Genomic DNA, 23,435 nt, shown 5'->3' on the forward strand with positions numbered 1-23,435 from the left:
ACACCAATACCCTACTGATTGTTTTCTTCTACTCGCCCTCGGTCGGGACCGAATGCTACTTGGGAGTAACCCCGAGGAGCGGCGCGAGCTGCGTTGCGATGGGATTCAAGTTGAGAGTGTCAGGCATGACCTTCGGCTTGAAATCCCACGGCTGGATCGTGTCCGGATCGGCGAACACGATGCGGTCTGCACTTCGCACACCCGTCACGCTTCCCTGGGGAGCGTCGCAGTTGGCCTTCGTGTTGTACGGGAAGTCCTGCTGGGTGTCGTCGAAGTTCGGGTCCTGCCGCTTCATCTCGGCCAGGATTTCCTGTGTCCCTTCGTAACCGAGTGTGCACGACGGCGGATTGTTGGTTTCCAGGACGATGCCCTGATGCACCGTGCCGTCGCCGGGGGCCACCGTCGACGCGGACGCCGCGATGGCAGGCAGGAACATCAGGATCGGCCGCAGCGCGATCGCCTGCGGAGCCAGTTTGTCGCCGACAGCGGCGAGGTTCGTCAGGTCGGTGGTGAGACTCGGACCGATCTGGTTCACCAGCAGACCGACCTCGTCGCTCGCCGGAATTCCCTTGTCGATGATCGCGCGGAGATCGGGGTCGCTGGTCCGCAGCTGCGCCGCAACCGCGTCGAGGTCCGAACTGAACTGGGCGATCGCGGAGGACTGATCGGACTGCGTCGCCAGCACCGTCTGGCTGTCCCTGATGAGGGCCAGGGTCTGCGGGAGGACGTCGAGTCCGTCCTTCGTCAGCGTCGACAGCGAATCCGCGAGTGTCTGCAGATCCTCGCCCTTGCCGTTGAATGCCGTTCCCAGCTGGGTGACGACCGTGCGCAACGAGTCGACCGGAACCGACCGGACCAGACCGTCGGTGGCCATCAGCACCTGCTCGACCGGAACGGGTGTCGACGTGTCGGCCTCGGTGATCACCGAGCCCTGTTCGAGGAACGGCCCCTGGTCGCTGTCGGGCTGCAGGTCCACGTACTGCTCACCGATCGCGGAGCGGTTGGCGACGACGGCCTTGGCCGACGCCGGGATGTCGGGCCCACCCGAGGAGATCTTCAACTCGACGTTGATTCCGTCCGCGGTCAGGGACAGCTCGCCGACCCGGCCGACGGGAACTCCGCGGTACGTTACCTCGGCGTTGGTGAAGATGCCGCCGGAGTCCTTGAACTGCGCGTTCACGTCGAATTCACCGAACCCGAGCAGGTTGTCGAGGCGCACGTATTTCGCGCCGACGTAGACCAGCCCGAGCATCGCCACGATGGCGAACGCGACGAGCTGGATCCTGACCAGTCGTGACCTCACTGTCCACCCCCGATTCCGAACTGCTCCAGCAGTCCCCCGAGCGGGTTCTGCGGCGACGGCGCTGCGCCGTCCGTCGTGCCGTTCTCTGCACCGTTGCCGGCCGCAGGCGCGGTTCCGGGGAGACCCGGGATCCGCAGACCCGTCGGGGCGGGGATGATCGGCGGAATCGGCAGCAGCGACACCGTCGGCCATCCCGGCTTCGGTCCGTTGCCGTTGTAGTACGGGTTCGAGGGATCGACGATCGGCTTGGGCTCACCGAACTTCGGCGGCACGTACACCGGGTCGCCCTGACCGACGCCGAGCGCGCTGAGCGCATCGCCGATCTGCAGGTCGACCGTGAGGAACAGGTTGACCGATCCGCCGAGCGCGATCTTCTCGACACCGTCCGGGAACGGGACGGTCGGGATGAACGCGAGCGAATTGGGCAGGTCGTCGCCGGACTCGGCGAGCGCCTTCAGCGTCGGCCGCAGTGCGAGGAGATCCGCGATCAGATCGTTCTTCGACCTGTTGATCACGTCCGTGCCGACGGTACCGAGCCGGTCCAGCTGCGTCAGCATCTGGGTGAGCTGCGGACGCTGCTCGTTGAGCACTTCGGCGGCGATCGGGAGCTGATCGAGGATCAGCCCGATCTTCTCGTTCTGTTCGTTCACCCGTGTGGTCAAGGTGTCGAGTCCGTCCAGGGCGCGGGTGATGTCGTCGCGCTGCTGGTTGAGACCGTCGATGAGCGTGTTCGCCTGCTCGAGAAGTCCACGGACACGATCCTCACGCCCGTCGAGTGCGGTGGTCAGTTCGTGCACGATCGGCTGCAACTGGCCGACGCCGCCACCGTTGAGCAGCAGCGACAGCGCGCCGAGTACCTGCTCGATCTCGGTGGCGTGCCGGGTGCGATCGAGGGAGATCGTGTCGCCGTCCTCGAGCCGCGCGGGATCCTTGTCCTCCGGCGGTTCGGACAACTGGACGAACTTCTCGCCGAGCAGGTTCGTCTGCTCGATGGCGGCGACCGCGTTGGCCGCGAGATCGACGGACGAGTCGAGGACGACCTCCACATCCGCCGTCCAGCCGTCCGGCGCCACCTTGATCGTTTCGACCCGGCCCACCGGAACACCGTCGACCTTGACTGCGGACTGCGGGACGAGGTCGAGGACGTCGTCGAACTGGATCGTCAGGTGCATCGGGTGGTCACCGACATCCGGACCGCCCGGCAGCGGAACTCCGTAGATTCCCTCCGACGAGCAGGACGTCACTGCGATGGCGACGGCGCACGCACCGGCGCCGAGGATTACCGACCGCTTCATTCGCCCTCACCACCCGTTGCGCCTTCGAATCGCGGCGACACGACACCCGGCACCGTGCCGGGCGTGACCGTCCGCTGAATGTTGTCCGCACTCATGATCCCGAAGGGAAGCACGAGCGACGGCGTCTTCGCCGATTGCGTGATCTGCGACGTGATGTTGGCGCAGTTGTCGATCAGCGGCTGCATCTGACGCCCGAGTTGCTCGAAGCGCGGATCGCCGGGGACCAGCTTGCCGAGGTCGATCAACTTGCACGCGACGCCGGCCGGGTCCTGCAGATCCGGGAACGCCAGGCGCGAGGCCAGGTTGCCGGACTCCGCGTCGTAGGAGTTGGCCAGGTTGCTGATCGCCAGCGGAAGCAGGGTCAGCGAATTGACCAGCGACTCGCGGTTGTCCGCGAGGGTCTGCGTCACCGGAACCAGATCGTCCACGTTCTCGGCGAGGATCTCCCGGTTGTCGGCCACGAACTTCGAGACGTCACCCAGGGCGATCGCCAGTTGGTTCAGGGCGGCACCGAGGTTCTCCCGCTCCCCCGCAAGGAATCCCGACAGGTCGGACAGCTGGGAGTTGAAGTCGCGGACCTGCTGATCGTTGGCCGCCAATGCACCCACGAACACCTGGAGGTTCTTGACGGTGTCGAACAGATCGCCGCGGCTCTCGTTGAGCGTGCGGGCGGCGTCGGACAACTGATTGATGCTCTGCCCCAGCGCCTCTCCGTTGCCGTCGAGGTTGGCCGCGCCGGTCTCGACGAACTGTGACAGCGCGCCTTCCTTGTTCGCCCCGTCCGGGCCGAGAGCGGTGGACAGCTTCTCGATGCTCGCGTACAGCTCATCCACCTCGACGGGGGTGGCCGTGCGGTCACGCGAGATCACGGCGCCGCTCTGCATCTTGTCGCCGCCCGTGTAGGCAGGCGCGAGCTGGATGTAGCGGTCGGACACCACCGACGGCGTGACCTGCGCGGCCTTCGCGTCGGCGGGGATGTCGACGCCACGATCGACGCGCATGTCGACCTTCACCTGGTCGCCCTGCGGTTCGACACCGTCGACGGATCCGACCTTCACACCGAGGATCCGCACATCGGAACCCTCGTAGATGCCCACCGACTTGTCGAAGTACGCGGTGATTTTCGTGGTGCCTGCGCGGGTGAACACCCACCACAGGGCGCCGGCGATCACCAGCGCGACGATGACGATTCCCGCGATGAGGGCGATCGTGCCGCGTCCTCCGCGCTCGGCTCCATTATCGACGTCTGCCATCAGTTACCCCCCAACGTGCGGACGGGATCGCGCGGACCGGGAATGTCGGGCAGACCCGGCGGCAGGAGGTTCACCACGACCTGGTCGAACCAGCGACCGTTACCGACCACGTTCGTGTACAGGCGGACGAACGGCTCGTACAGTTTCATCGCCTTGTCCAGGTTCTCGTTATTGGCCTCGAGGATCTCGACGACACCGTCGAGTTGTTCGAGCGCGGGACCGATGGCGGCCTCGTTGTCGCGCACGAGTCCGGTCAACTGCTGCGACAGCCGCTGAGTTCCGGTGAGCAGCTGGGAAATCGACTGCTGACGGCTGTTGAGCTCACCGAGCAGCAGACCGGCGTCGCTGATCAACCGGTTGAATTCGGCGTTGCGGTCGGCGAGGACCTTGGTGGTCTTGCCCGTAGCGTCGAACAACTTCTGCAACTCCTGATCGCGGCTGGCGATGGTCTGAGACAGCCTGCTGACACCGTCGAGGGAGGCACGGATCTCCGTGGGAGTTCCCTCGAACGCCTGCGACAGCGTGACCATGCTCTGCGCGAGCTGATCGGAGTCGATGTCACCCACCGTCTGTGCGGCGGCCGAGAACGCCTCGATCACGTCGTACGGAGACGTGGTGCGGTCCAACGGGATCACGTCGCTCGGATTCAACGTGTCCGAGCCGCGGGGGTCGAGGGCCAGGTACTTCTGGCCCAGGATCGTCTTGATCTGGATGGACGCCGACGTCTCGTTGCCGACCCACGCGTCCGACACCTTGAAGGCGACGTCCACATGGTCCCCGTCGAGTTCGACGGACGTGACCTTGCCGACCTTCACGCCGGCGATCCGGACCTCGTTGGAGGGCTTGAGCCCTGCCGCCTCGGAGAATTCGGCGTGATAGGTCGATCCGGCGCCGATGAACGGCAGCGAATCGAGGAAGAAAGCCGACAGGGTGGCCAACAGCACCACGAGGATGCCGAGGGCACCAGCCACTGCCGGGCTGCGACGTCTGCTCATCGTGTCTGCAACTCCTGTAGGCCGTCCTGCGTGCACCGTTTCGCCGAGTTCGTATAGAGCGGCTGGTTGACGGTGGGCAAGCCCGTGGGCAGGTTCAGTTGGGGCGCGGTACCTGGTCCTGCAACGATGTCGACTCCACAGAGGTAGAACTGGAACCAGGATCCGTAACTGGCTGCCCGGCCGAGCTTCTCGAGCTTCACCGGAAGCGTCTGGAGAACGCTGTTGACCGTGTCGGAGTTACGGTTCAACGTCGTCGCCAGCGTGTTCAGCGACGTGATGGATTCCTGGATGGACGGTCGGGTGGGTTCGAGCAGGTCGGCCGTCGCGTCGGTCAGTCCCGCGAGGGACGTCACCGCCGAACCGACGGTTCCGCGCTCGTTCGCCAGGCCCGTGACGAGTTGCTGGGTGTTGACGATCAGCGAATCGAGTTGATCGTCACGCTGATTCACCGTGGCCAGCACGTCGTTGAGGTTGTTGATCACCGCACCGATCACCCGATCCTTGTCGGCGACGGTGTTGGTGAGGCTTGCCGTGTTCTCGACCAGTTCCGTGATGGTTCCCGACTCGCCCTGGAACACCTGGATGATCTGGTACGACAACTTGTTCACGTCGTCGGCGCTGAGGGTCTGGAACAGCGGACGGAACCCGTCGAACAGCGTGGTGAGGTTGACGGCTGGCTTCGTCCGCTCCATCGGAATGGTGTCGCCGCCGCTCATCTTCATTCCCTGCTGTCCCTCGCCCTGTTCGAGCGCGATGTAGCGCTGCCCCACGAGGTTCCGGAAGCGGATGGTCGCGGTGGTGCTGGCGGGCAGCCAGTCCCGTTCCGACACCGTGAACTGAACCTCGGCCTCGCGGTCGTCGTGGATCGCGATCTTCTCGACCTGACCCACACGCACACCGGCGATGCGGACCTCGTCGCCCTCGTTGAGCGAGGTGACGTCCGAGAAGATCGCGTTGAACTTGGTGCCACCGCCGCCACCGAGGTTGGCGATGGTGGCGGCCAGAAGACCGGTCGCGAGGATGGTGACCACGGCGAACACGATCAGCTTGACCAATGGTGCGGCCAGGCCCCTCACTTGAAGCTCACCTCAGTCCCCCTCATGGTCGGCGCGCCGACGAGTGTCGTCCAGCTCGGCACGTCCTCCGGCGCCATGCCCCCGGCCTCGCCGTAGACGACGTCCAACGTGTCCTGCTCCATCTTCGAACCCGCGTAACTCGCGGGCGTGACCTCGGCTCCGTACCCCGGGACCTGATCGGGGACTCCGGCGGGCGCCGGGAGGAAGTCGATGGTCGACGGGCCGGGATTCCGCGAAGGCACCTGGTAGGCACCGTCGTTGTAGGATGACCCGCCCGGGTACTGCGGGAACTTCCCACCCGGAGCGGTGACGTTGTCGTAGCAAGCCGGTCCGCGGTTGTCGAGCAGCCGCGGCTCGTCCTGGTTGGGCACGTAGCGACCCTTCGGATTGACGAACTGCACGCTGGCACGCACACCCGGGTACGGATCGTCCGGTGCCAGCAGTTCACGGGCGACGGGAGCGGACTTGGCGAAGCCCGCGAACGTGCAACCGAAGCTCGGCGAGTAACGGCCGAGGATCTGCAGTGCCTCACGCGAATCGGCGGCGATACTGACGATCGATTCGGCGTTGGTCTGCAGGAGATCCGCGGTGCTGGACGCGGTTCCGGTCAGCGACGCGAGCAACGTGGAGATCTCGCCCTGCTTCTCCACCACGGTATTTCCGGTGGTACGGAGATTGTCGAGGGCGTTGACCAGGTCGGGCGCCGCCTCGGAGTACGTCTGCGAGAAATCTGCCAGACCGCGCAGATCCTCCTGGATGGCAGGAAGTTCCGTGTTCAGCCCGCCGAAGATCTCCTCGAGACGGTCGAGCGTCAGTCCGAGTTCGGCACCGCGCCCGCTCAGTCCCTGAGACAGCGCGCCGAGCGTGTTCGCCAGGTCCTGCGGCGGAATCGCCTGCAGCAGCGGCAGCAGACCGTCCAGAACCTCGCCGACCTCGACGGCGTTGCCGCTCTTGTCCTGACGCAGCGTGTCGCCGGCCTGGATCGGCGGAGCGGTGTCGCCCTCGGGAACGATCAGCGACACATAGCGCTCACCGAACAGCGTCTTGGGCAGCAACCGCGCCGTCGCGTTGGACGGAATCAGCTGCGCCTTGTCGGGCTGGATCGCAAGATCCAGGGTGACCTCGCCCTCATGGGAGGACGCCGAGCGCACCTCGCCGACGATGAGGCCACGAACCTTCACGTCCGCATTGGGTGGCAGGGCATTTCCGGCGGTGTCCGTGAGGAGGTCGATCTTGACGACCTTGGTGAATGTCTTGTTGAACATGCCGATCGTGAAGACCAGGAACAACGCGAGGACGAGGAAGAACACCAGCCCCAGCACCCGTCGGCCCACAACAGATGTCGTGTTGCTCATCCGGCCACCCTCACTGTGGTCGTCGTGCCCCAGATGGCGAGGCTCAGGAAGAAGTCGAGAACGGCGATGGTGACGATCGCGGTGCGGACCGCCCGACCCACGGCCACACCCACACCGGCGGGACCACCCGACGCGTGATAGCCGTAGTAGCAATGGATCAGGATCAGCACGAACGCGAAGATCAGCACTTTCGCGAACGAGTACAGGACGTCCTGCGGTGGCAGGAACAAGTTGAAGTAGTGGTCGTAGGACCCGGTCGACTGGCCGTTGAACACGGTACTGATGACGCGGGAGGCGAGATAGGCCGCGAGCAGACCGACGATGTACAGCGGGATGACGGCGACGAATCCCGCGATCATGCGGGTGGTGACGAGGAACGGCACACTCGGTACCGCCATGACCTCCAGCGCGTCGATCTCCTCCGAGATGCGCATGGCGCCGAGCTGCGCGGTGAAACCACAACCGACGGTGGCCGAGAGCGCGAGTGCCGCAACGATCGGCGCGATCTCACGGGTGTTGACGTACGCGGACAGGAAGCCGGTGAGGACCGAGCTGCCCAGCTGTTCGAGCGCGGCGAAACCCTGCAGTCCGACGACGACGCCGGTGAAGCCGGACATCATCGCGATGACGCCGATGGTGCCGCCGATGACGGCGAGCGCACCGCTGCCGAATGTGACCTCGGCGAGCAGCCGGAGCACTTCCTTGCGGTAGTGCACGAGAGTGTGGGGCGACCAGGCGATTGCCCTGGCGTAGAACGACATCTGCTCGCCGGCCCGGTCGAGCACGTTGAGCGGCGCACGACCGACTCGGCGTGCCGCCATCAGCGTCCGGTCACCGCGTCCCTTGGCGATTGTCATCGGGTCACGATCCCTTCGCCGGAACGATTTGGAGGTACACCATGGTCAGGATCAGGTTCGCGAAGAACAGCAGCAGGAACGTGATCACCACAGACTGGTTCACCGCGTCACCGACGCCCTTGGGTCCGCCCTTCGGGTGGAGGCCCTTGTACGCGGCGATGACACCGGCGATGACACCGAAGACGGCCGCCTTGAGCTCGCCGACCCAGATGTCGGGAAGCTGCGCGAAGGCCGAGAACGATGCCAGGTACGCACCGGGATTACCCCCTTGGAGAATGACGTTGAAGAAGTACCCGCCCGCGATACCGACCACGGACACGAGGCCGTTGAGCAGGATCGCGACGAGAACCATGGCAAGCACCCGAGGCACGACGAGTCGCTGAATCGGGTTGATACCGAGAACCTCCATGGCGTCGATCTCTTCGCGGATCGTCCGCGCACCGAGATCCGCCGTGACGGCCGAGCCCGCAGCCCCGGCCACCAGAAGTGCCGTCACCAGCGGGGAACCCTGCTGGATGACGGCGAGCACGCTGGCCGCTCCCGTGAACGACTCCGCACCGAGCTGCTTGATGAGCGATCCGGTCTGCAGAGACACCACTGCGCCAAACGGAATCGCGACCATTGCCGTCGGCAGGATCGTGACGCTGGCGATGAACCAGGCCTGTTCGATGAACTCGCGGAACTGGAACGGCCGCTTGAACGTGTTTCGTGCGACGTCGACGAAGAGCTCGACGATATTCCCGGCCTGCGTCAGCGCACCGTTGACCGGCCGCAAGACCGAGCTGCGGGTAACCCCCATCCGATATGCCTACCCTTGCCCGTGAGTGGTGTTTTCGTATCCTTCGCCCCGGTATGCGGGGATGACCTGTGTGTCTTCCTGGCTGTATGCGTAGTCGTAGCCCCCGCCGCCGTTTCCGCCGGAAGTCTCGTCGAGGCTTTCCTGGATGGCGATCTGGGCATTCTCCGGCAGGGTGTGCATGATGTGTCGGACGCGTTCCTGACGGCGGGCCACGGCCTGCCGGAACGGCATCCCCGGCGTCGCCTTCATCTGCGGGACGATGCCCTCGACGTCGTCGACACCACCGGCATGGTGGCCGGCATCGACCATCGCCTGCTCCTGCGCCATGGTGGCCTCGTCCTTCTCCTCCGACATCCCGATCGGACCGATCATGGTGCCGTTGAGGAACTGCTTGACCACCGGCTCCTCACTGGTGAGCAGCACCTCCCGCGGACCGAACATCACCAGATGTCGGCGGAACAGCATGCCGATGTTGTCCGGCACCGTCCGCGCGAGATTGATGTTGTGCGAGACGATCAGGATCGTCGCGTCGATCTCGGCGTTGATGTCGATCAACGTCTGCGAGATGTAGGTGGTGCGCACCGGATCCAGACCGGAGTCCGGCTCGTCGACGAGGATGATCTGCGGGTCCAGCACCAGGGCCCGGGCCAGACCCGCGCGCTTGCGCATGCCGCCGGAGATCTCGCCGGGCAGCTTGTCCTCGGCCCCGAGCAGGCCGACGAGCTCCATCTTCTCCATCACGATCTTGCGGATCTCGGACTCGGACTTCTTGGTGTGCTCGCGCAGCGGAAACGCCACGTTGTCGAACAGGTTCATCGACCCGAACAGCGCGCCGTCCTGGAACAGCACCCCGAACAGCTTCCGGATCTCGTAGAGCTCCTTGGACGAGCACTCGAGAATGTTGGTGCCGTCGATCACGATCGAACCCTGCTCCGGGCGGAGCAGACCGATCAGCGACTTCAGGAACACCGACTTACCCGTACCCGACGGCCCGAGCAACGCACTGACCTCACCAGCAGGGAGGGTCAATGTGACGTCCTGCCAGATCCTCTGCGAGCCGAACGACTTGGTCAGTCCCTCGACGGATACCTCGACTCCCACCATTACCTCCGCGACCGTTCGATGCACTCACCCCGTGTGGGTTGGGTCACTCTATCGCATCGACGTGTTACCTGTGACAAGGGATGCTACTCATGAGTAAGGAAGCATGCCAACAGCGGGTCCCACTATGCAAAACAACGCGTCTGAACTGGGATAACGGTAGCGAAATTTCTGGTCGCGCGTCCAACTTTTGGCCGGGAATCTCGACACTCCGAAGCTGTCTGCGGACGCAAGAAGAGGGCCACTCCCCACGGATGGGGAGTGGCCCTCTTCGTCTGCTCGGCGAGCAGCGCGGGAGAGACCGTCTTACTTGACGGTGATCTTCGCGCCGGCAGCCTCGAGCTTCTCCTTGGCGGCGTCGGCCGCGTCCTTGGCAACCTTCTCCAGGATGGCCTTCGGAGCACCCTCGACGAGGTCCTTGGCTTCCTTCAGGCCGAGGCCGGAAACGACCTCACGGACGACCTTGATGACCTGGATCTTCTTGTCGCCGGCCGACTCGAGGACGACGTCGAACTCGTCCTGCTCCTCAGCAGCCTCGGCGGCAGCCGGTGCTCCGCCTGCAGCGGCAACGGCGACCGGGGCAGCGGCGGTGACCTCGAAGGTCTCCTCGAATGCCTTCACGAACTCCGAGAGCTCGAGGAGGGTGAGCTCCTTGAACTGGTCCAACAACTCTTCGGTGCTGAGCTTCGCCATTGTGGCGGTCCTTCCTGTAAGTCCCATGTCGCTGATCCGCGACCGGGCGGGGTTATAGCAGTGATGCGCGGGTGCGGATCAGCTTTCGGCTGCAGCCTCGGCGGGAGCTTCGGCAGCTCCGCCTTCTGCGGCCTTCTTTTCCTGCAGAGCAGCAGCCAGTCGGGCCACCTGCGAAGCAGGAGCGTTGAACAGGCCTGCGGCCTTTGCCAAGTTGCCCTTCATCGCGCCGGCAAGCTTGGCCAACAGGATCTCGCGGGACTCGAGGTCCGCGATCTTGTTGACCTCGTCCACGGACAGCGCAGCGCCGTCCATGTAGCCGCCCTTGATGATGAGCGCCTTGTTGTCCTTAGCGAAGTTCTTCAGAGCCTTCGCAGCATCGACGGGCTCGCCCTTGATGAATGCAATGGCGGTCGGACCGACGAAAAGGTCATCAAGGCCCTCGACGCCCGCCTCAGCAGCGGCACGCTTGACCAGGGTGTTCTTGGCGACGGAGTAGGTGGCACCTTCTCCGAGAGCGCGTCGCAGTGTCGTGATGTTGCCCACCGTCAGACCACGGTATTCCGTGATCACAGCAGCGGTCGAACCCTTGAACTGCTCGGTGATCTCCGCAACCGCGGAAACCTTCTCAGGCTTTGCCATACTTCGCCTCCTCTCATGACAGTCGTTATCCCACTTCGGAACCGCTGCGTACCGCCGGAATCCCGGAGCACACAATCCACGACATGCAAAACGCCCCGGTGCAGGGCACACGGGGCGTGAAAGGAAACGATACGGTCAGGGCGCGAGCCCACAACCGATACGCATCCCCCTACCTCGTCCTCCTGCGTGGGCCGCCGGACATTCCCGGACTTTCAATCACACCCTTGCGGGAGCGATCACCAACGGTCTTGGGTAGAACATGATTTGGGGTGAAGTTCAGATACTGCATTGAACTCCGCAGGACAGATTACGGCATGGCCTGCACAACCGCCAAATCGTGGCCGCGACCCGCCTCGCGGAAGTGATCGGCGTCACTCCATCGCTGCGGTGTGGTTCAACAGACTGAAGCTGCGTCCAATTACCTGTTACGCATCGTTACATATATGGGCTAACTTTTGGTCATGACAATCCTCGAAGCCCGGACCGTCGTGGCCGGGTCCCGGACGCGCCGCTTCCTCGCGCTTGCCGTGATCTGCCTGGCCGAACTGCTGGTCGTGCTCGACAACACCATCGTCAACGTCGCCCTCCCGTCGATCGGTGTCGAACTCCGCACCAGTGTCAGCGGCCTGCAGTGGGTCGTCGACGCCTACACGCTGACGTTCGCAGGCCTGCTCCTGGCGTTCGGCAACCTCGGCGACCGCTACGGTCGTCGCCGCGTCATGGTCATCGGCCTGACCGGCGTCGCCGTCATGTCGGTCGCCGGCGCCAACGCCGAGACTCTGGGGCAGGTCATCGCGGCCCGCGCGGCGATGGGGGTCTTCGCGGCCGCCGTCTTCCCCGCGACCCTCGCCCTCGTCATCAACATCTTCACCGACGTGCGGGAACGGGCGCTGGCCATCGCCGCCTGGACCGCGATGGCCGGATTCGCGATCGCCATCGGGCCGATGGCAGGCGGGTGGCTGCTCGAGCATTTCAGCTGGCACTCCGTCTTCTGGATCAACGTGCCAATCGCCGTGGTCGCGGCAGCAGCGACACTGCTCCTGGTGCCGGAATCGCGCGCCTCCGTCATCGGACGGATGGACCTCGTCGGAATCGCCGCCTCGATCACCGGAATCACCGTGCTCGTGTGGGCCATCATCGAAGCCCCTCATCACGGGTGGACGTCGTTCGTCACGTTGGGCGCCGTCGCCCTCTCGATCGCGGTCCTGATCGGATTCGTTCTCTGGGAGTTGCGCACCGAGCACCCGATCCTCGACCTGCGACTGTTCCGCAACCGCAGGTTCTCCCTGCCCGCCCTGGCGATCGCCATCGGCTACTTCTCGATGTTCGGCTTCCTGTTCCTCATCACGCAGTACTTCCAGGGCGTCCGGGAGTACACGCCGTTCGAGTTCGGTGTCGCGTCGCTGCCGTTCGCGGCGTCGGTGGCGGTCGGCGCTCCCGTCGCCACACTTCTGGCGCAGCGAATCGGGACGACCCCGGTCATCGTGTTCGGCCTCCTCCTCACCGGGGTCGGCCTGTACCTCGGCGGTCAGGTGGCCGTCGACAGCAGCTACCTGACGGACGTCCTCCCGTCGATGGTGTCGATGGCGCTCGGTTTGGCCGTCGTGCAGGGGCCCGCGACCGAATCGATCATGGCGTCGCTGCCCCTCGACGAGGCGGGAGCAGGCTCGGCCGTGAACGACACGACCAGGGAAATCGGCGGAACGCTCGGTGTCGCCGTGCTCGGATCGATCGTCGCGTCGTATTACGCGACGACGATGAGTCCACTGCTCGACCGGATTCCGGCCGCGTTGATGAACGACGACGAGAAGGGGTTCGCACGCGCGACGGTCCTGAGTGTGCTCGAGATCCGGAAACGGGAGATCCCGCCGTTCCTCGAACAGCAGCGTGAGAATCTCATCCTCACCATGAAGACGACGGTCCTGCAGGGCTCGCACACTGCGTCGCTCGTCGCGGCGGGCGCCGTGGTGGTCTGCGCGCTCGTCGTCGCGATCTTCATGCCCTGGGCGCCGGCTCGCACGGACTCCGTGATGCTGGCGTGGCGAAAGAAGTCCGAATCGGGAACCGCCGACGAAGACTGAACCCGGAAAAGCAGTTCGGCCGGTACGGAAGATTTCCGTACCGGCCGAACTGTGTGAAGCGTGACTTACGCGTCGGCATCCTCGAGAAGGTTGCGGGTGCGGTTCGGGTCCACCGGGATGCCCGGGCCGGTGGTGGTCGAAACGGTGACCTTCTTGACGTAGCGGCCCTTCGCGGAGGACGGCTTCGCACGCAGGATCTCGTCCAGCGCGGCGCCGTAGTTCTCCACCAGCTTGGCGTCGTCGAACGATGCCTTGCCGATCACGAAGTGCAGGTTGGCCTGCTTGTCGACGCGGAAGTTGATCTTTCCGCCCTTGATGTCCGCGACAGCCTTCGTGACGTCAGCCGTCACGGTGCCGGTCTTCGGGTTCGGCATCAGGCCACGCGGTCCGAGGACGCGGGCGATGCGGCCGACCTTGGCCATCTGATCGGGAGTCGCGATGGCGGCGTCGAAATCGAGCCATCCACCCTGGATCCGCTCGATAAGGTCCTCGGCACCGACGGCGTCGGCTCCAGCTGCCTCGGCCTCGGCGGCCTTCTCTCCGACTGCGAACACGATGACGCGGGCGGTCTTACCGGTGCCGTGCGGCAGGTTGACCGTGCCGCGGACCATCTGGTCCGCCTTGCGGGGGTCGACGCCCAGACGGACTGCAACCTCGACGGTCGCGTCCATCTTGCTCGACGACGTCTCCTTCGCCAGCTTCGCAGCCTGCAGCGGGCTGTACAGCTTGTCGAAGTCGATCTTCTCAGCGGCGGCGAGATACGCCTTGCTGCGCTTTGCCATTTCTTCTGTCCTAACTTCTCACCGCAGTGTGTGTCTCGTCTGCGATGGTGAATGGTTCAGTAGTGGTCTGGGCCTGGCCGGCCCTCCCACGCTTTCTTCGACGGCGGTGCCGTCAGTCGATCGCCGACGGTGACGCCGCCGATCGATCAGGGCTGACTCAGCCGTCGACCGTGATACCCATCGAGCGTGCGGTGCCGGCGATGATCTTCGCGGCCTGCTCGATGTCGTTCGCGTTGAGGTCTTCCTGCTTGGTCTTCGCGATTTCGCGCACCTGATCCATGGTCACGGAAGCGACCTTGGTCTTGTGCGGCTCGCCGGAGCCCTTCTGCACGCCTGCAGCCTTGAGCAGCAGCTTGGCAGCCGGAGGGGTCTTCAGCTTGAAATCGAAGGTCCGGTCTTCGTAGACCGAGATCTCGACCGGCACCACGTTGCCGCGCTGGGACTCAGTCGCCGCGTTGTAGGCCTTGCAGAACTCCATGATGTTCACGCCGTGCTGACCAAGCGCGGGACCCACGGGCGGTGCAGGGTTAGCCTGACCGGCCTGGATCTGAAGCTTGATGAGCCCTGCGAGCTTCTTCTTCTTGGGGGGCATCTCGATTTCCTATTTCTTGCTGGGTGTGTTTCTTGCTACTGCAGTGCAAGTATGTGGCGCTAGATCTTCGCGACCTGCGTGAAGGACAACTCGACCGGGGTCTCGCGACCGAAGATCGAGACCAGGACCTTGAGCTTCTGCTGCTCGGCGTTGACCTCGCTGATGCTGGCGGGCAGCGTGGCGAACGGGCCGTCCATGACGGTGACCGACTCGCCGACCTCGAAGTCGACCTCGATGAGCGGCTTCGCGAAACTCTCTCCGCCGGTCTCCCCCGCCGAGACGGTTGCCGCGGCAGCCTGCTTCTTCTGCTCCTGCTGCGGGAGCAGGAACTTGATGACCTCGTTGAGGGTCAGTGGAGACGGACGCGACGTCGCACCGACGAATCCGGTGACGCCGGGCGTGTTGCGCACGGCTCCCCAGGACTCGTCGTTGAGATCCATGCGGACCAGGATGTAGCCGGGCAGAACCTTGCGGTTGACCTGCTTGCGCTGACCGTTCTTGATCTCGGTGACCTCTTCGGTGGGAACTTCCACCTGGAAGATGTAGTCGCCGACGTCGAGGTTCTGGACACGGGTCTCGAGGTTGGCCTTGACCTTGTTCTCGTAGCCCGCGTAGGAGTGAATGACGTACCAGTCACCGGGTGCGCGGCGCAGAGCGGCCTTGAGTTCCGCAACGGGATCCTCGGGCTCTTCGGCGGCCACAGCCTCGTCGGTGGTTGCAGCCTCGTCGGTGGTCACAGCCTCGTCGACGGGCGCCTCGTCCGCGACGATCTCGTCAGCCGGGGCGTCCTCGGCAACGTCGTCACCGTCGATTTCCGCGGCTTCGGTGCCCTCCTCGGCAGCCTCGACATCCACTTCGGCTGCCGCCTCGGCAGAAACACGCTCTTCGGCCAAAGCCTCATTCGTGTCGTTCTCGGGGGTGCTCACTGGGGCACTCGCTTCCTCTCGTCACTCACATACTTCGGATCCACCGGAGCGGATTCCGTCAACCGAACAACCACGTGACGCCCTTGATGACCACCAGATCCAACACGCCGATGAACGTCACCATGAACACCACGAAGACCAGGACGACACTGGTGTAGGTGATCATCTGCTTGCGATTGGGCCAGATGACCTTGCGAAGCTCGGCGATGACCTCGCGGAGGAACCGGCGCAGGCGCTTGAAGATGTTTTCCTTGCGCGGCGTGTCGGCGCGATCCTTCTTCGCCGGCTTGACCTTGGTCGTCGTGTCCGACTTCGAGAGTTCCGGTGACTTCACAGAACTCGCGGCGACCTCGGTACCTGCCGGTGAACGACGGCCCTGGCGCTTACCGCTGGGCTTTCCCGAGGGAGTGGCGGAACGCGTGGTGGTGGCGTCGGCCGCGGTGTCGTCGGCACCGTCCGGGCGCGTCGACCCTGAAGTGTCGCCGTCGCGCTTGGCGCGCTCCTCGCTCACGTCGTTCCTCTCAGTCGCTGGCATCCGGGGGCAGGGGCGACAGGACTTGAACCTGCAACCTGCGGTTTTGGAGACCGCTGCTCTGCCAGTTGAGCTACGCCCCTTTGGTCGGGAGACCTGGTCCGAAACTAGCCTCGAACCATTTCTTGACCGACCTCTCTGTGATCACATGACACGCGCGCCACCCTTGCCGGCCGTACAGCACCGTAGGGCAGCGCGCAGCGCTGAGTAATCCCAGAAATCTCAGTGTACTTCAAAGCCCCGGAACAAACCCAATCCACCCGGCTGTCAGGCCAGACGGACCGTTGCGGTGGCGCGACCGAAGATCTTCTTTCCCTCGGAACGCGCCACGATCGCGACTACTGCTGTCTTGCTTTCCTCGTCGAGCGACTTCACCTTACCGGTGTACTCGACCTGCGCGGCCTCGTCCTCACGGACGTAGACCGAGCTCGTGAAACGAACGTTGTATTCCTTGACCGCACCCGGATCGCCGAGCCACGACGTGACGAATCCGCCGCCGAGACCCATGGTGAGCATTCCGTGCGCGATCACGTTGTCCAGACCGGCGAGCTTGACGACCTCGTCGCTCCAGTGGATCGGGTTGGGATCGCCGGACACGCCCGCGTAGTTGACCAGGTCGCCACGCGTGAGCTTCACGATGCGCTCGGGGAGTTCTTCACCCACCGAGACGTCCTCGAACTTACGAAGCGCCATGCATGATCACGTCCTTGACTGCGTGAGCGATGTTCTCGTCGACCTCGCCGCCGGTACGCGCGACGAGCGTCGTCCAAGTGGTCTGGACCAGTTCGTCGTGCTGATCGGTGACGATGTTCTTGGTGACGATGATGTCGCTGCCGCCCATCTGGCGGAACGACTCCAGGTACACGTCACAGACCAGACGGTCGCCGACCTTGATCGGCTTGTGAAACTCGAGCCGCTGGTCGGTCTGGAGAATCTGGCTCGGATCGTAACCGGTGACGATCTCCTTGAAGAGGCGCCCCTGAGCGATGATGCCGACAAGCGAGATGAACGTCAGAGGAGCGAGGAGACCGTCGTAACCGAGGCCCTTCGCGGCTTCTTCGTCGTGGTGAGCGGGGTGCCAGTCCTGCACGGCACGCGCGTACTCGCGCACCTTCTCGCGTCCGACCTCGTAGAAGTCGTCGACGCGGTAGTGGTGCCCGACCATCGCCAGTGCGTGCGCGGCAGGATCGGCAGGAACAGCCGCGGGCACGTATGCCTCTGTCTCTGTCACAGTGTCAGTCACGCGAAAGAACCTCTTCTACCCTTGACGTCAGCGCGTGAGGGCAGCCTAGAGGACTCCCTTCGCGAACGCAGTCCTAGTTCCGGACCGTGTTACTTGGACTCGCGATGCGACTGGTGAGTTCCGCAGTTCGGGCAGAACTTCTTGATCTCCAGGCGATCGGGGTCGTTGCGCCGATTCTTCTTGGTGATGTAGTTGCGGTGCTTGCATACCTCGCAGGCCAAAGTGATCTTGGGCCGAACGTCAGTCGAGGAGGCCACGGGATGCCTTCTTTCGGGTGAATCTGATTACGAACAATCAGGGTGGATCATGCATATTGTGTAGCGGTGACCGGACTTGAACCGGCGACGCAACGATTATGAGTCGTTTGCTCTACCAACTGAGCTACACCGCCTCGGTGTCGAGTGTCGCGCACTAGGCGCTCCACTTCAATCCAGCGAGCCCCCTAACGGAATCGAACCGTTGACCTTTTCCTTACCATGGAAACGCTCTGCCGACTGAGCTAAGGGGGCGTGCTTCGCTCGCACATCGCTGCGCGCTGAAGCCTTGACGAGATTACACAGAGTTCGCGTCCAGAACCAAATTGCCTGGTCAGCGGCTTTCACAAGTCGGTGCACCCGACAGTTCCGCTGGTGGCCGTGCTCGAGACCTGCGATCGAGCTCGGGGAGCACGCCGAAGTCCGTCCAGCCGAGCGGCCGTACCTTCGGCCGGTCCCAGCATTCGCGTCCGAAGAGGTGCATGCGACGCGTCGGGCCATGTTGCCGACGATCCGGTCGGCATCGCCGCATGCGCGGGCGCCCCGTTTCGGCCACGAACGACAGAACCCCGGTGAGCTGTCGCTCACCGGGGTTCTGTGTGTGGCAGATGTAGGATTCGAACCTACGTAGGCATAAGCCGACGGATTTACAGTCCGCTCCCATTGGCCGCTCGGGCAATCTGCCGGGTTGCACGAGGAGCGCGAAATCTATGCGAAATCGCTCTCCGCTGCGGAAAGAAGAATACAACGAACGGCCCCCCGTTTTGCAAACCGGGTGGATACGGGCGGTTGCGAACCGATAGCGTCGAATCTGCTCGTCGGCATTCGGCGAGCCCCCGGCCGGGTCGCGGCGGGGAGAACTAGACGAAACCGGGAGTGTGAAGTGGCTGATTCGTCCTTCGATGTGGTGAGCAAGGTGGAGCGTCAAGAGGTGGACAACGCCCTGCATCAGGCCGGCAAGGAGCTGTCGACCCGGTTCGACTTCCGGAACACGGGAGCATCGATCGAATGGTCCGGCGAGGAAACCATCACCCTGACGGCCGACACCGAGGAGCGACTGCTCGCCGCCCTGGACGTCTTCAAGGAGAAACTGATCCGGCGTGACATCTCCCTGAAGGCGTTCGACGCGGGCGAGCCGGCGCAGTCCGGAAAGATCTACAAGCTGTCCGGCAGCCTCGTCCAGGGCATCACCACCGAGAACGCCAAGAAGATCACCAAGAAGATCCGCGACGAGGGCCCCAAGGGCGTCAAGGCGCAGATTCAGGGTGAGGAACTGCGGGTGAGCAGCAAGAAGCGCGACGACCTGCAGGCCGTGATCTCCCTGCTGAAGGGTGAGGACTTCGGGATCGCGCTGCAGTTCGTGAACTACCGGTAGGCGCTCCGCACCCGTGCGCCTTTCTGGTTGTAGGAGCGACCAGAAAGGCGCACGGGCGGCGAAGCCGCCTACATGCCTGCCATGCGCTCGAGCCGCTCGATCCGGTCGGCCATCGGCGGGTGGGTGGAGAACATCCGGCTCATCTTCTCGCCGGTGCGGAATGGGTTGGCGATCATCAGGTGCGACTGCGCGGCGAGCTGAGGCTCCGGCGGCAGCGGTGCTGCCTGAGTGCCCTGCTCCAGCTTCCGCAGCGCGGACGCCAGCGCCAGGGGGTCGCCCGTGAGCTCTGCGCCCGACTGGTCGGCCTGGTACTCCCGGGACCGGGACACCGCGAGTTTGACGACGGTCGCGGCGATGGGCCCGAGCAGTGATACGAGGAGCAGCGCGATCGGGTTGGCGCCCTGTCCCCCGCCGCGCCCGCCGAACATGTTGGCGAACATGGCGAAGTTCGCGAGCCCCGACACGACGGCGGCCATGGCGCCGGCAACGGAGGAAATCAGGATGTCGCGGTTGTAGACGTGCGACAGCTCGTGTCCGAGCACGGCCCGCAACTCTCGTTCGTTGAGGATCTCCAGAATGCCGCTCGTCACGCACACCGCGGCGTGGCGCGGACTGCGCCCGGTTGCGAAAGCGTTGGGCGCGGACGTGGGGCTGATGTAGAGCCGCGGCATCGGCTGGTGCGCGGTCGTGGCCAGTTCCCGGACGATGCGGTAGATGACCGGGGCCTGCACCTCGGTGATCGGCTGGGCGTGCATGGCCTTGAGAGCCATCTTGTCGCTGTTGAAGTACACGTACGCGTTCATTCCGACCGCGAACACGATCGCCAGCAGCAGGATGGTGGGGTTGCGGAACAGCGCGCCGATGAACACGATCAGCGCCGACATGCCGACCAACAGAACCAGAGTCTTCGCCCCGTTTGCGTAGCGCACGTCACGCCTTCCTTGTCGTTGACACCCGATCACGTCGCCCGAGTTTCGGGATCTTGATCATTCAACGAAACACGGTGGCGGGACGGTTCCCGCACAGACGACGAGAAATCGGGTGAAGACGAGTTCAGATACTGACGATACGGCTCAGCCGACGCGCTCGATCGTGTAATCGACGAGCTTCACGAGGGCGTCGTTTGCGGGGCCCTGCGGCAGCTCGGCGAGCTGCGCGCGCGCCTGGACCGCGAACTCCTCCAGCTTCGCCTTGGCGGCGGCCATGCCGGGTGACCGTTCGAGGAGCGCGAGCGCCTCCGCGACGTCGTCGTCGTTGGTGACGGGGCCGTCGAGGAGCACCCGGAGGCGATCGGCATCGGGTCCCTCGTCGCGCAGCGCGTACAGGACGGGCAGCGTGTGGACGCCCTCACGCAGGTCGGTTCCGGGTGTCTTGCCGGACTGCGCGGACACCGAGGAGATGTCGATGATGTCGTCGGAGATCTGGAAGGCGGTGCCCACGGCGTCACCGAGGCGTTCGAGCCGCTTCACGTGGTCGGCGTCCGCTCCGGAGAAGGTGCCGCCGAAGCGTCCGCACGCCGCGATGAGCGAGCCCGTCTTCTCCCACACGACCTTGAGGTAGTGCTCGACCGGATCCTGTTCGCCGCGAAGCCCGATCGTCTCGCGCATCTGGCCGGTGACGAGTTCGGCGAACGTCTCGGCGATGATGCGCACCGCCTCCGGTCCCAGCGTCGAGACGAGACGGGACGCGTGCGCGAACAGATAGTCGCCGGCGAGGATCGCAACGCTGTTGCCCCACCGCGAGTTCGCGCTGGGTGCACCGCGGCGCATCGACGCCTCGTCCATCACGTCGTCGTGGTACAGCGTGGCGAGGTGGACCAGCTCGACGACGGTGGCCGCCGTGACCACCGACGGGTCGGAGGCCTTCGGCCCGAGCTGGGCGGTGAGCACCGTGAACAGCGGACGGAAACGCTTGCCTCCCGCCTTCGCGAGATGCAACGCCGCCTCCGTGAGGAAGTCCTCCCCGTCGGAGAGCTCACTGACCAGCAGTTCCTCGACTTGCTTCAGTCCTTCGCGGACCGTGGCAGCGAGCTGCGGGTCGCCGAGATCGATCCCGGCGACCGTAGTGCCCACTACAGCGTCGGCAGCGGTGTGTGCTGCGCCCTCGGTGCTCACGTTCTCAGTACCCATCCTGTCGTCAGTGACGGCTCGGTTCCCGCGCCGTCGGTGGCGGCTCGGCTACCACGGTAGTGAACCTAGCGGTTCCGCTGCCCGTCGGCCTCGCCGCGGTCGCATAGCGAAGCCTGACAGGATGTAGGTGTGGTCGCAGCAGAACAGTCGCCCGCGGGATCCCCGCTTCCCACCGCCACCGATGTCCTGGTCATCGGTGCTGGTCCGGCCGGTTCCTCGGCTGCCGCGTGGGCGGCCCGCGCGGGTCGTGACGTGGTGCTCGCCGACGCGGCGGTGTTTCCCCGCGACAAGACGTGTGGCGACGGACTCACTCCGCGTGCCGTCGCCGAGCTCGACCATCTCGGTCTCGGCGACTGGGTGCGGTCGAAAGGAACCAACCGCGGGCTGAGGCTCAGCGGGTTCGGTCAGGAGCTCGAACTGGAGTGGCCGGGCAGGTCGTTCCCGGCGGTCGGCAGCGCCGTCGCCCGCACTGAGCTAGACGACAGGATCCGTGCGACCGCCGTCGACGCCGGGGCCGTCATGGTTCAGGGTGCCAAGGCAATCGGCGTCGAACGGGACGGTGACCGGGTGACGGCGGTGACGCTGAAGACGTCCGGCGGAACCCACACCATCGGCTGCCGGACGCTGATCGTCGCCGACGGCGTCCGATCCACGCTGGGCAAGCAGCTCGGCCGTGAATGGCACCGGGACACTGCCTACGGTGTTGCCGCCCGCGCCTACATCGCCACCGACCGCAGCGCCGACCCGTGGATCACCTCGCACCTCGAGCTGCGGGACGGAGCGGGGACGCTGCAGTCGGGCTACGGCTGGGTATTCCCCCTCGGCACCGGTGAGGTGAACATCGGCGTCGGCACACTGGCCACCGCCAAACGTCCGGCCCCGGGTGCGCTGCGACCGCTGCTCGACCTGTACACGGCGCAGCGGCGCGACGAATGGAACTGGGACGGCGAGCTGCGCGCGGTGGCGTCGGCGTTGCTGCCGATGGGCGGTGCGGTGTCGCACATCGCGGGCCGGAACTGGGCGATCATCGGCGACGCGGCGGCGTGCGTGAATCCGCTGAACGGCGAGGGCATCGATTACGGGCTCGAAGGCGGTCGCCTGGTCGCGGAAATCCTCGACGCCGACGACCTGACGGAGCTGTGGCCCGCGATCCTCCGGGAGCGGTACGGCCGGGCGTTCTCCGTGGCTCGGCGACTCGCCGGGCTGCTGACCGTCCCCCGGGTTCTGCCCGCGTCCGGTCCGGTGGCCATGCGGTCCCGTGCGCTGATGACCATCGCGGTCCGGGTCATGGGCAACCTCGTCACCGAGGAGGACAGCGACCTCACCGCCCGCGCGTGGCGGGCGTCCGGTCTGCTGTCGACGAAGGTCGACTCGCGACCGCTGTTCGGCTGACGTTCAGCGGGTGGCGCGGTGCAGGGCAACCACGCCGCCGGTGAGGTTGCGCCACTGCACGTTCCGCCACCCGGCGGCCTCGATGCGCTGCGCGAGTTCCTGCTGGGTCGGCCAGGCGCGGATGGACTCCGCGAGGTACACGTAGGCGTCGGGGTTGCTGCTGACGGCGCGCGCGACCCGCGGCAGCGCCCTCATCAGGTACTCCATGTAGACCGTGCGGAACGGCCCGAACACCGGGGTCGAGAACTCGCTCACGACGAGGCGCCCGCCGGGTTTGGTGACGCGGGCGATCTCGCGGAGTCCGGCGTCGAAGTCGGAGACGTTGCGCAGCCCGAAGGAGATGGTCGCGGCGTCGAACACGGCGTCGGAGTAGGGCAGGTGCATCGCGTCGCCCGCGACCATCGGGACGTGGCGTCCACTGCCGGCCTGCAGCATCCCCTTGGAGAAGTCGGTGGCCACACACCAGGCACCCGACCGTCCGAGCTCGACGGTAGAGACCCCGGTCCCCGCCGCGAGGTCCAGAACGCGCTCCCCCGGCTTCAGTGCCAGGGCCGAGCGCGTCGCCTTGCGCCAACTGCGGTCCTGACCGAACGACAGGATCGTGTTGGTGAGGTCGTAGCGCTTCGCGACGCCGTCGAACATCGACGCGACCTCGTGCGGATCCTTTTCGAGCGACGCCCGCGAACCGTGTGTAGTTGCCACGCCCGAAACGCTACCAACCGCGCCCGGCGCCGATGTCGGCGCCGGGCGCGGTGGCGAGGCG

24 protein-coding genes and 4 tRNA genes are annotated in these 23,435 nt (G+C 65.1%); 3 read left to right on the forward strand and 25 right to left on the reverse strand.

Annotation, left to right across the window (positions count from 1 at the left end; genetic code table 11):
• Positions 1–55 precede the first annotated feature (55 nt).
• The 11 genes from FND50_RS27990 to rplJ form a co-directional block, all read right to left on the reverse strand.
• Positions 56–1,303 carry an MCE family protein gene (locus FND50_RS27990; RefSeq protein ID WP_005258243.1) on the reverse strand — a complete coding sequence of 416 codons (1,248 nt, stop codon included), beginning with the start codon at positions 1,301–1,303 and terminating at the stop codon, positions 56–58.
• Positions 1,300–2,598 (reverse strand): MCE family protein, encoded by a 1,299-nt coding sequence (locus FND50_RS27995; protein WP_005564075.1) that lies wholly within the window; start codon positions 2,596–2,598, stop codon positions 1,300–1,302. The genes FND50_RS27990 and FND50_RS27995 overlap by 4 nt, the downstream gene beginning before the upstream one ends.
• On the reverse strand, positions 2,595–3,851 hold the full coding sequence (locus tag FND50_RS28000) for an MCE family protein (RefSeq protein WP_144287871.1): 1,257 nt from the start codon (positions 3,849–3,851) through the stop codon (positions 2,595–2,597). Before FND50_RS28000 ends, FND50_RS27995 begins: the two co-directional genes overlap by 4 nt.
• A complete protein-coding gene (locus FND50_RS28005; RefSeq protein WP_144287872.1) occupies positions 3,851–4,846 on the reverse strand; it encodes an MCE family protein in 996 nt (331 codons plus the stop codon). The genes FND50_RS28000 and FND50_RS28005 overlap by 1 nt, the downstream gene beginning before the upstream one ends.
• Positions 4,843–5,922, reverse strand: a complete 1,080-nt coding sequence (locus tag FND50_RS28010) for an MCE family protein (protein ID WP_005258253.1) — start codon at positions 5,920–5,922, stop codon at positions 4,843–4,845. The genes FND50_RS28005 and FND50_RS28010 overlap by 4 nt, the downstream gene beginning before the upstream one ends.
• Positions 5,919–7,277, reverse strand: coding sequence for an MCE family protein (locus FND50_RS28015; protein WP_037204233.1), 1,359 nt, complete (start codon positions 7,275–7,277; stop codon positions 5,919–5,921). The genes FND50_RS28010 and FND50_RS28015 overlap by 4 nt, the downstream gene beginning before the upstream one ends.
• The gene (locus tag FND50_RS28020; RefSeq protein ID WP_005258256.1) at positions 7,274–8,134 is read right to left on the reverse strand and encodes an ABC transporter permease; all 861 of its coding nucleotides are present in this window, start codon (positions 8,132–8,134) and stop codon (positions 7,274–7,276) included. The genes FND50_RS28015 and FND50_RS28020 overlap by 4 nt, the downstream gene beginning before the upstream one ends.
• A gap of 4 nt (positions 8,135–8,138) precedes the next feature.
• Positions 8,139–8,933, reverse strand: coding sequence for an ABC transporter permease (locus tag FND50_RS28025; RefSeq protein WP_005252107.1), 795 nt, complete (start codon positions 8,931–8,933; stop codon positions 8,139–8,141).
• A 9-nt stretch (positions 8,934–8,942) separates the two neighbouring features.
• A complete protein-coding gene (locus FND50_RS28030; protein ID WP_005258257.1) occupies positions 8,943–10,037 on the reverse strand; it encodes an ABC transporter ATP-binding protein in 1,095 nt (364 codons plus the stop codon).
• A 303-nt stretch (positions 10,038–10,340) separates the two neighbouring features.
• A complete protein-coding gene (gene rplL, locus FND50_RS28035; protein ID WP_005252104.1) occupies positions 10,341–10,727 on the reverse strand; it encodes a 50S ribosomal protein L7/L12 in 387 nt (128 codons plus the stop codon).
• Between the two features lie 78 nt (positions 10,728–10,805).
• Entirely contained in the window at positions 10,806–11,366 is a 561-nt protein-coding gene (gene rplJ / locus FND50_RS28040) for a 50S ribosomal protein L10 (protein ID WP_005252102.1), read from the reverse strand.
• Between the two features lie 461 nt (positions 11,367–11,827).
• Between rplJ and FND50_RS28045 the strand changes: the two genes are divergently transcribed.
• A complete protein-coding gene (locus tag FND50_RS28045; protein WP_144287873.1) occupies positions 11,828–13,447 on the forward strand; it encodes an MFS transporter in 1,620 nt (539 codons plus the stop codon).
• Between the two features lie 65 nt (positions 13,448–13,512).
• Here FND50_RS28045 and rplA read toward each other — a convergent pair whose 3' ends face one another.
• The 11 genes from rplA to FND50_RS28100 form a co-directional block, all read right to left on the reverse strand.
• Positions 13,513–14,229: a 50S ribosomal protein L1 gene (gene rplA / locus FND50_RS28050; RefSeq protein ID WP_005252097.1), complete on the reverse strand. Its 717-nt coding sequence runs from the start codon at positions 14,227–14,229 to the stop codon at positions 13,513–13,515.
• A 157-nt stretch (positions 14,230–14,386) separates the two neighbouring features.
• Positions 14,387–14,821: a 50S ribosomal protein L11 gene (rplK, locus tag FND50_RS28055; protein WP_005252095.1), complete on the reverse strand. Its 435-nt coding sequence runs from the start codon at positions 14,819–14,821 to the stop codon at positions 14,387–14,389.
• Between the two features lie 59 nt (positions 14,822–14,880).
• Complete coding sequence (gene nusG / locus FND50_RS28060) at positions 14,881–15,747, reverse strand: transcription termination/antitermination protein NusG (RefSeq protein WP_144287874.1); 867 nt, start codon at positions 15,745–15,747, stop codon at positions 14,881–14,883.
• A gap of 58 nt (positions 15,748–15,805) precedes the next feature.
• Positions 15,806–16,258, reverse strand: coding sequence for a preprotein translocase subunit SecE (gene secE, locus FND50_RS28065; RefSeq protein WP_005258268.1), 453 nt, complete (start codon positions 16,256–16,258; stop codon positions 15,806–15,808).
• A 31-nt stretch (positions 16,259–16,289) separates the two neighbouring features.
• A tRNA-Trp gene (locus tag FND50_RS28070) sits at positions 16,290–16,362 on the reverse strand.
• Positions 16,363–16,546: 184 nt separating this feature from the next.
• Positions 16,547–16,972: a (3R)-hydroxyacyl-ACP dehydratase subunit HadB gene (gene hadB / locus FND50_RS28075; protein ID WP_005252091.1), complete on the reverse strand. Its 426-nt coding sequence runs from the start codon at positions 16,970–16,972 to the stop codon at positions 16,547–16,549.
• On the reverse strand, positions 16,959–17,522 hold the full coding sequence (hadA, locus tag FND50_RS28080; RefSeq protein ID WP_005252090.1) for a (3R)-hydroxyacyl-ACP dehydratase subunit HadA: 564 nt from the start codon (positions 17,520–17,522) through the stop codon (positions 16,959–16,961). The genes hadB and hadA overlap by 14 nt, the downstream gene beginning before the upstream one ends.
• An 89-nt stretch (positions 17,523–17,611) precedes the next feature.
• Positions 17,612–17,779: a 50S ribosomal protein L33 gene (gene rpmG, locus FND50_RS28085; protein WP_005252089.1), complete on the reverse strand. Its 168-nt coding sequence runs from the start codon at positions 17,777–17,779 to the stop codon at positions 17,612–17,614.
• A gap of 61 nt (positions 17,780–17,840) precedes the next feature.
• Positions 17,841–17,913: transfer RNA gene (locus tag FND50_RS28090), tRNA-Met, on the reverse strand.
• A gap of 45 nt (positions 17,914–17,958) precedes the next feature.
• Positions 17,959–18,031: transfer RNA gene (locus FND50_RS28095), tRNA-Thr, on the reverse strand.
• Between the two features lie 347 nt (positions 18,032–18,378).
• Positions 18,379–18,461, reverse strand: a tRNA-Tyr gene (locus FND50_RS28100).
• 198 nt (positions 18,462–18,659) lie between these two features.
• Between FND50_RS28100 and FND50_RS28105 the strand changes: the two genes are divergently transcribed.
• Positions 18,660–19,151, forward strand: a complete 492-nt coding sequence (locus tag FND50_RS28105) for a YajQ family cyclic di-GMP-binding protein (RefSeq protein WP_005252088.1) — start codon at positions 18,660–18,662, stop codon at positions 19,149–19,151.
• 68 nt (positions 19,152–19,219) lie between these two features.
• On the opposite strand, the gene htpX is transcribed toward FND50_RS28105, so the two are convergent.
• Together htpX and FND50_RS28115 are read right to left on the reverse strand one after the other, a co-directional pair.
• Positions 19,220–20,035 carry a zinc metalloprotease HtpX gene (gene htpX / locus FND50_RS28110; RefSeq protein WP_237737232.1) on the reverse strand — a complete coding sequence of 272 codons (816 nt, stop codon included), beginning with the start codon at positions 20,033–20,035 and terminating at the stop codon, positions 19,220–19,222.
• Between the two features lie 189 nt (positions 20,036–20,224).
• The gene (locus FND50_RS28115; RefSeq protein WP_016882791.1) at positions 20,225–21,280 is read right to left on the reverse strand and encodes a polyprenyl synthetase family protein; all 1,056 of its coding nucleotides are present in this window, start codon (positions 21,278–21,280) and stop codon (positions 20,225–20,227) included.
• A 129-nt stretch (positions 21,281–21,409) separates the two neighbouring features.
• Between FND50_RS28115 and FND50_RS28120 the strand changes: the two genes are divergently transcribed.
• Positions 21,410–22,672: a geranylgeranyl reductase family protein gene (locus FND50_RS28120; protein WP_144287876.1), complete on the forward strand. Its 1,263-nt coding sequence runs from the start codon at positions 21,410–21,412 to the stop codon at positions 22,670–22,672.
• Positions 22,673–22,675: 3 nt separating this feature from the next.
• Here FND50_RS28120 and FND50_RS28125 read toward each other — a convergent pair whose 3' ends face one another.
• Positions 22,676–23,374, reverse strand: coding sequence for a demethylmenaquinone methyltransferase (locus tag FND50_RS28125; RefSeq protein WP_065492033.1), 699 nt, complete (start codon positions 23,372–23,374; stop codon positions 22,676–22,678).
• Positions 23,375–23,435 lie beyond the last annotated feature (61 nt).

The sequence above is a fragment of the Rhodococcus sp. WB9 genome, assembly GCF_007558985.1.
GTDB classification, from domain to species: domain Bacteria; phylum Actinomycetota; class Actinomycetes; order Mycobacteriales; family Mycobacteriaceae; genus Rhodococcus_F; species Rhodococcus_F opacus.

What these genes read in the sequence shown, in the direction of transcription:
- FND50_RS27995 (WP_005564075.1), bottom strand. Translation starts at nt 2,598, where the DNA reads ATGAAGCGGTCGGTAATCCTCGGCGCCGGTGCGTGCGCCGTCGCCATC.
- FND50_RS28000 (WP_144287871.1), bottom strand. Translation starts at nt 3,851, where the DNA reads ATGGCAGACGTCGATAATGGAGCCGAGCGCGGAGGACGCGGCACGATC.
- FND50_RS28005 (WP_144287872.1), bottom strand. Translation starts at nt 4,846, where the DNA reads ATGAGCAGACGTCGCAGCCCGGCAGTGGCTGGTGCCCTCGGCATCCTC.
- FND50_RS28015 (WP_037204233.1), bottom strand. Translation starts at nt 7,277, where the DNA reads ATGAGCAACACGACATCTGTTGTGGGCCGACGGGTGCTGGGGCTGGTG.
- FND50_RS28020 (WP_005258256.1), bottom strand. Translation starts at nt 8,134, where the DNA reads ATGACAATCGCCAAGGGACGCGGTGACCGGACGCTGATGGCGGCACGC.
- FND50_RS28025 (WP_005252107.1), bottom strand. Translation starts at nt 8,933, where the DNA reads ATGGGGGTTACCCGCAGCTCGGTCTTGCGGCCGGTCAACGGTGCGCTG.
- FND50_RS28030 (WP_005258257.1), bottom strand. Translation starts at nt 10,037, where the DNA reads ATGGTGGGAGTCGAGGTATCCGTCGAGGGACTGACCAAGTCGTTCGGC.
- rplL (WP_005252104.1), bottom strand. Translation starts at nt 10,727, where the DNA reads ATGGCGAAGCTCAGCACCGAAGAGTTGTTGGACCAGTTCAAGGAGCTC.
- rplJ (WP_005252102.1), bottom strand. Translation starts at nt 11,366, where the DNA reads ATGGCAAAGCCTGAGAAGGTTTCCGCGGTTGCGGAGATCACCGAGCAG.
- FND50_RS28045 (WP_144287873.1), top strand. Translation starts at nt 11,828, where the DNA reads ATGACAATCCTCGAAGCCCGGACCGTCGTGGCCGGGTCCCGGACGCGC.
- rplA (WP_005252097.1), bottom strand. Translation starts at nt 14,229, where the DNA reads ATGGCAAAGCGCAGCAAGGCGTATCTCGCCGCCGCTGAGAAGATCGAC.
- rplK (WP_005252095.1), bottom strand. Translation starts at nt 14,821, where the DNA reads ATGCCCCCCAAGAAGAAGAAGCTCGCAGGGCTCATCAAGCTTCAGATC.
- hadB (WP_005252091.1), bottom strand. Translation starts at nt 16,972, where the DNA reads ATGGCGCTTCGTAAGTTCGAGGACGTCTCGGTGGGTGAAGAACTCCCC.
- htpX (WP_237737232.1), bottom strand. Translation starts at nt 20,035, where the DNA reads ATGTCGGCGCTGATCGTGTTCATCGGCGCGCTGTTCCGCAACCCCACC.
- FND50_RS28115 (WP_016882791.1), bottom strand. Translation starts at nt 21,280, where the DNA reads ATGGGTACTGAGAACGTGAGCACCGAGGGCGCAGCACACACCGCTGCC.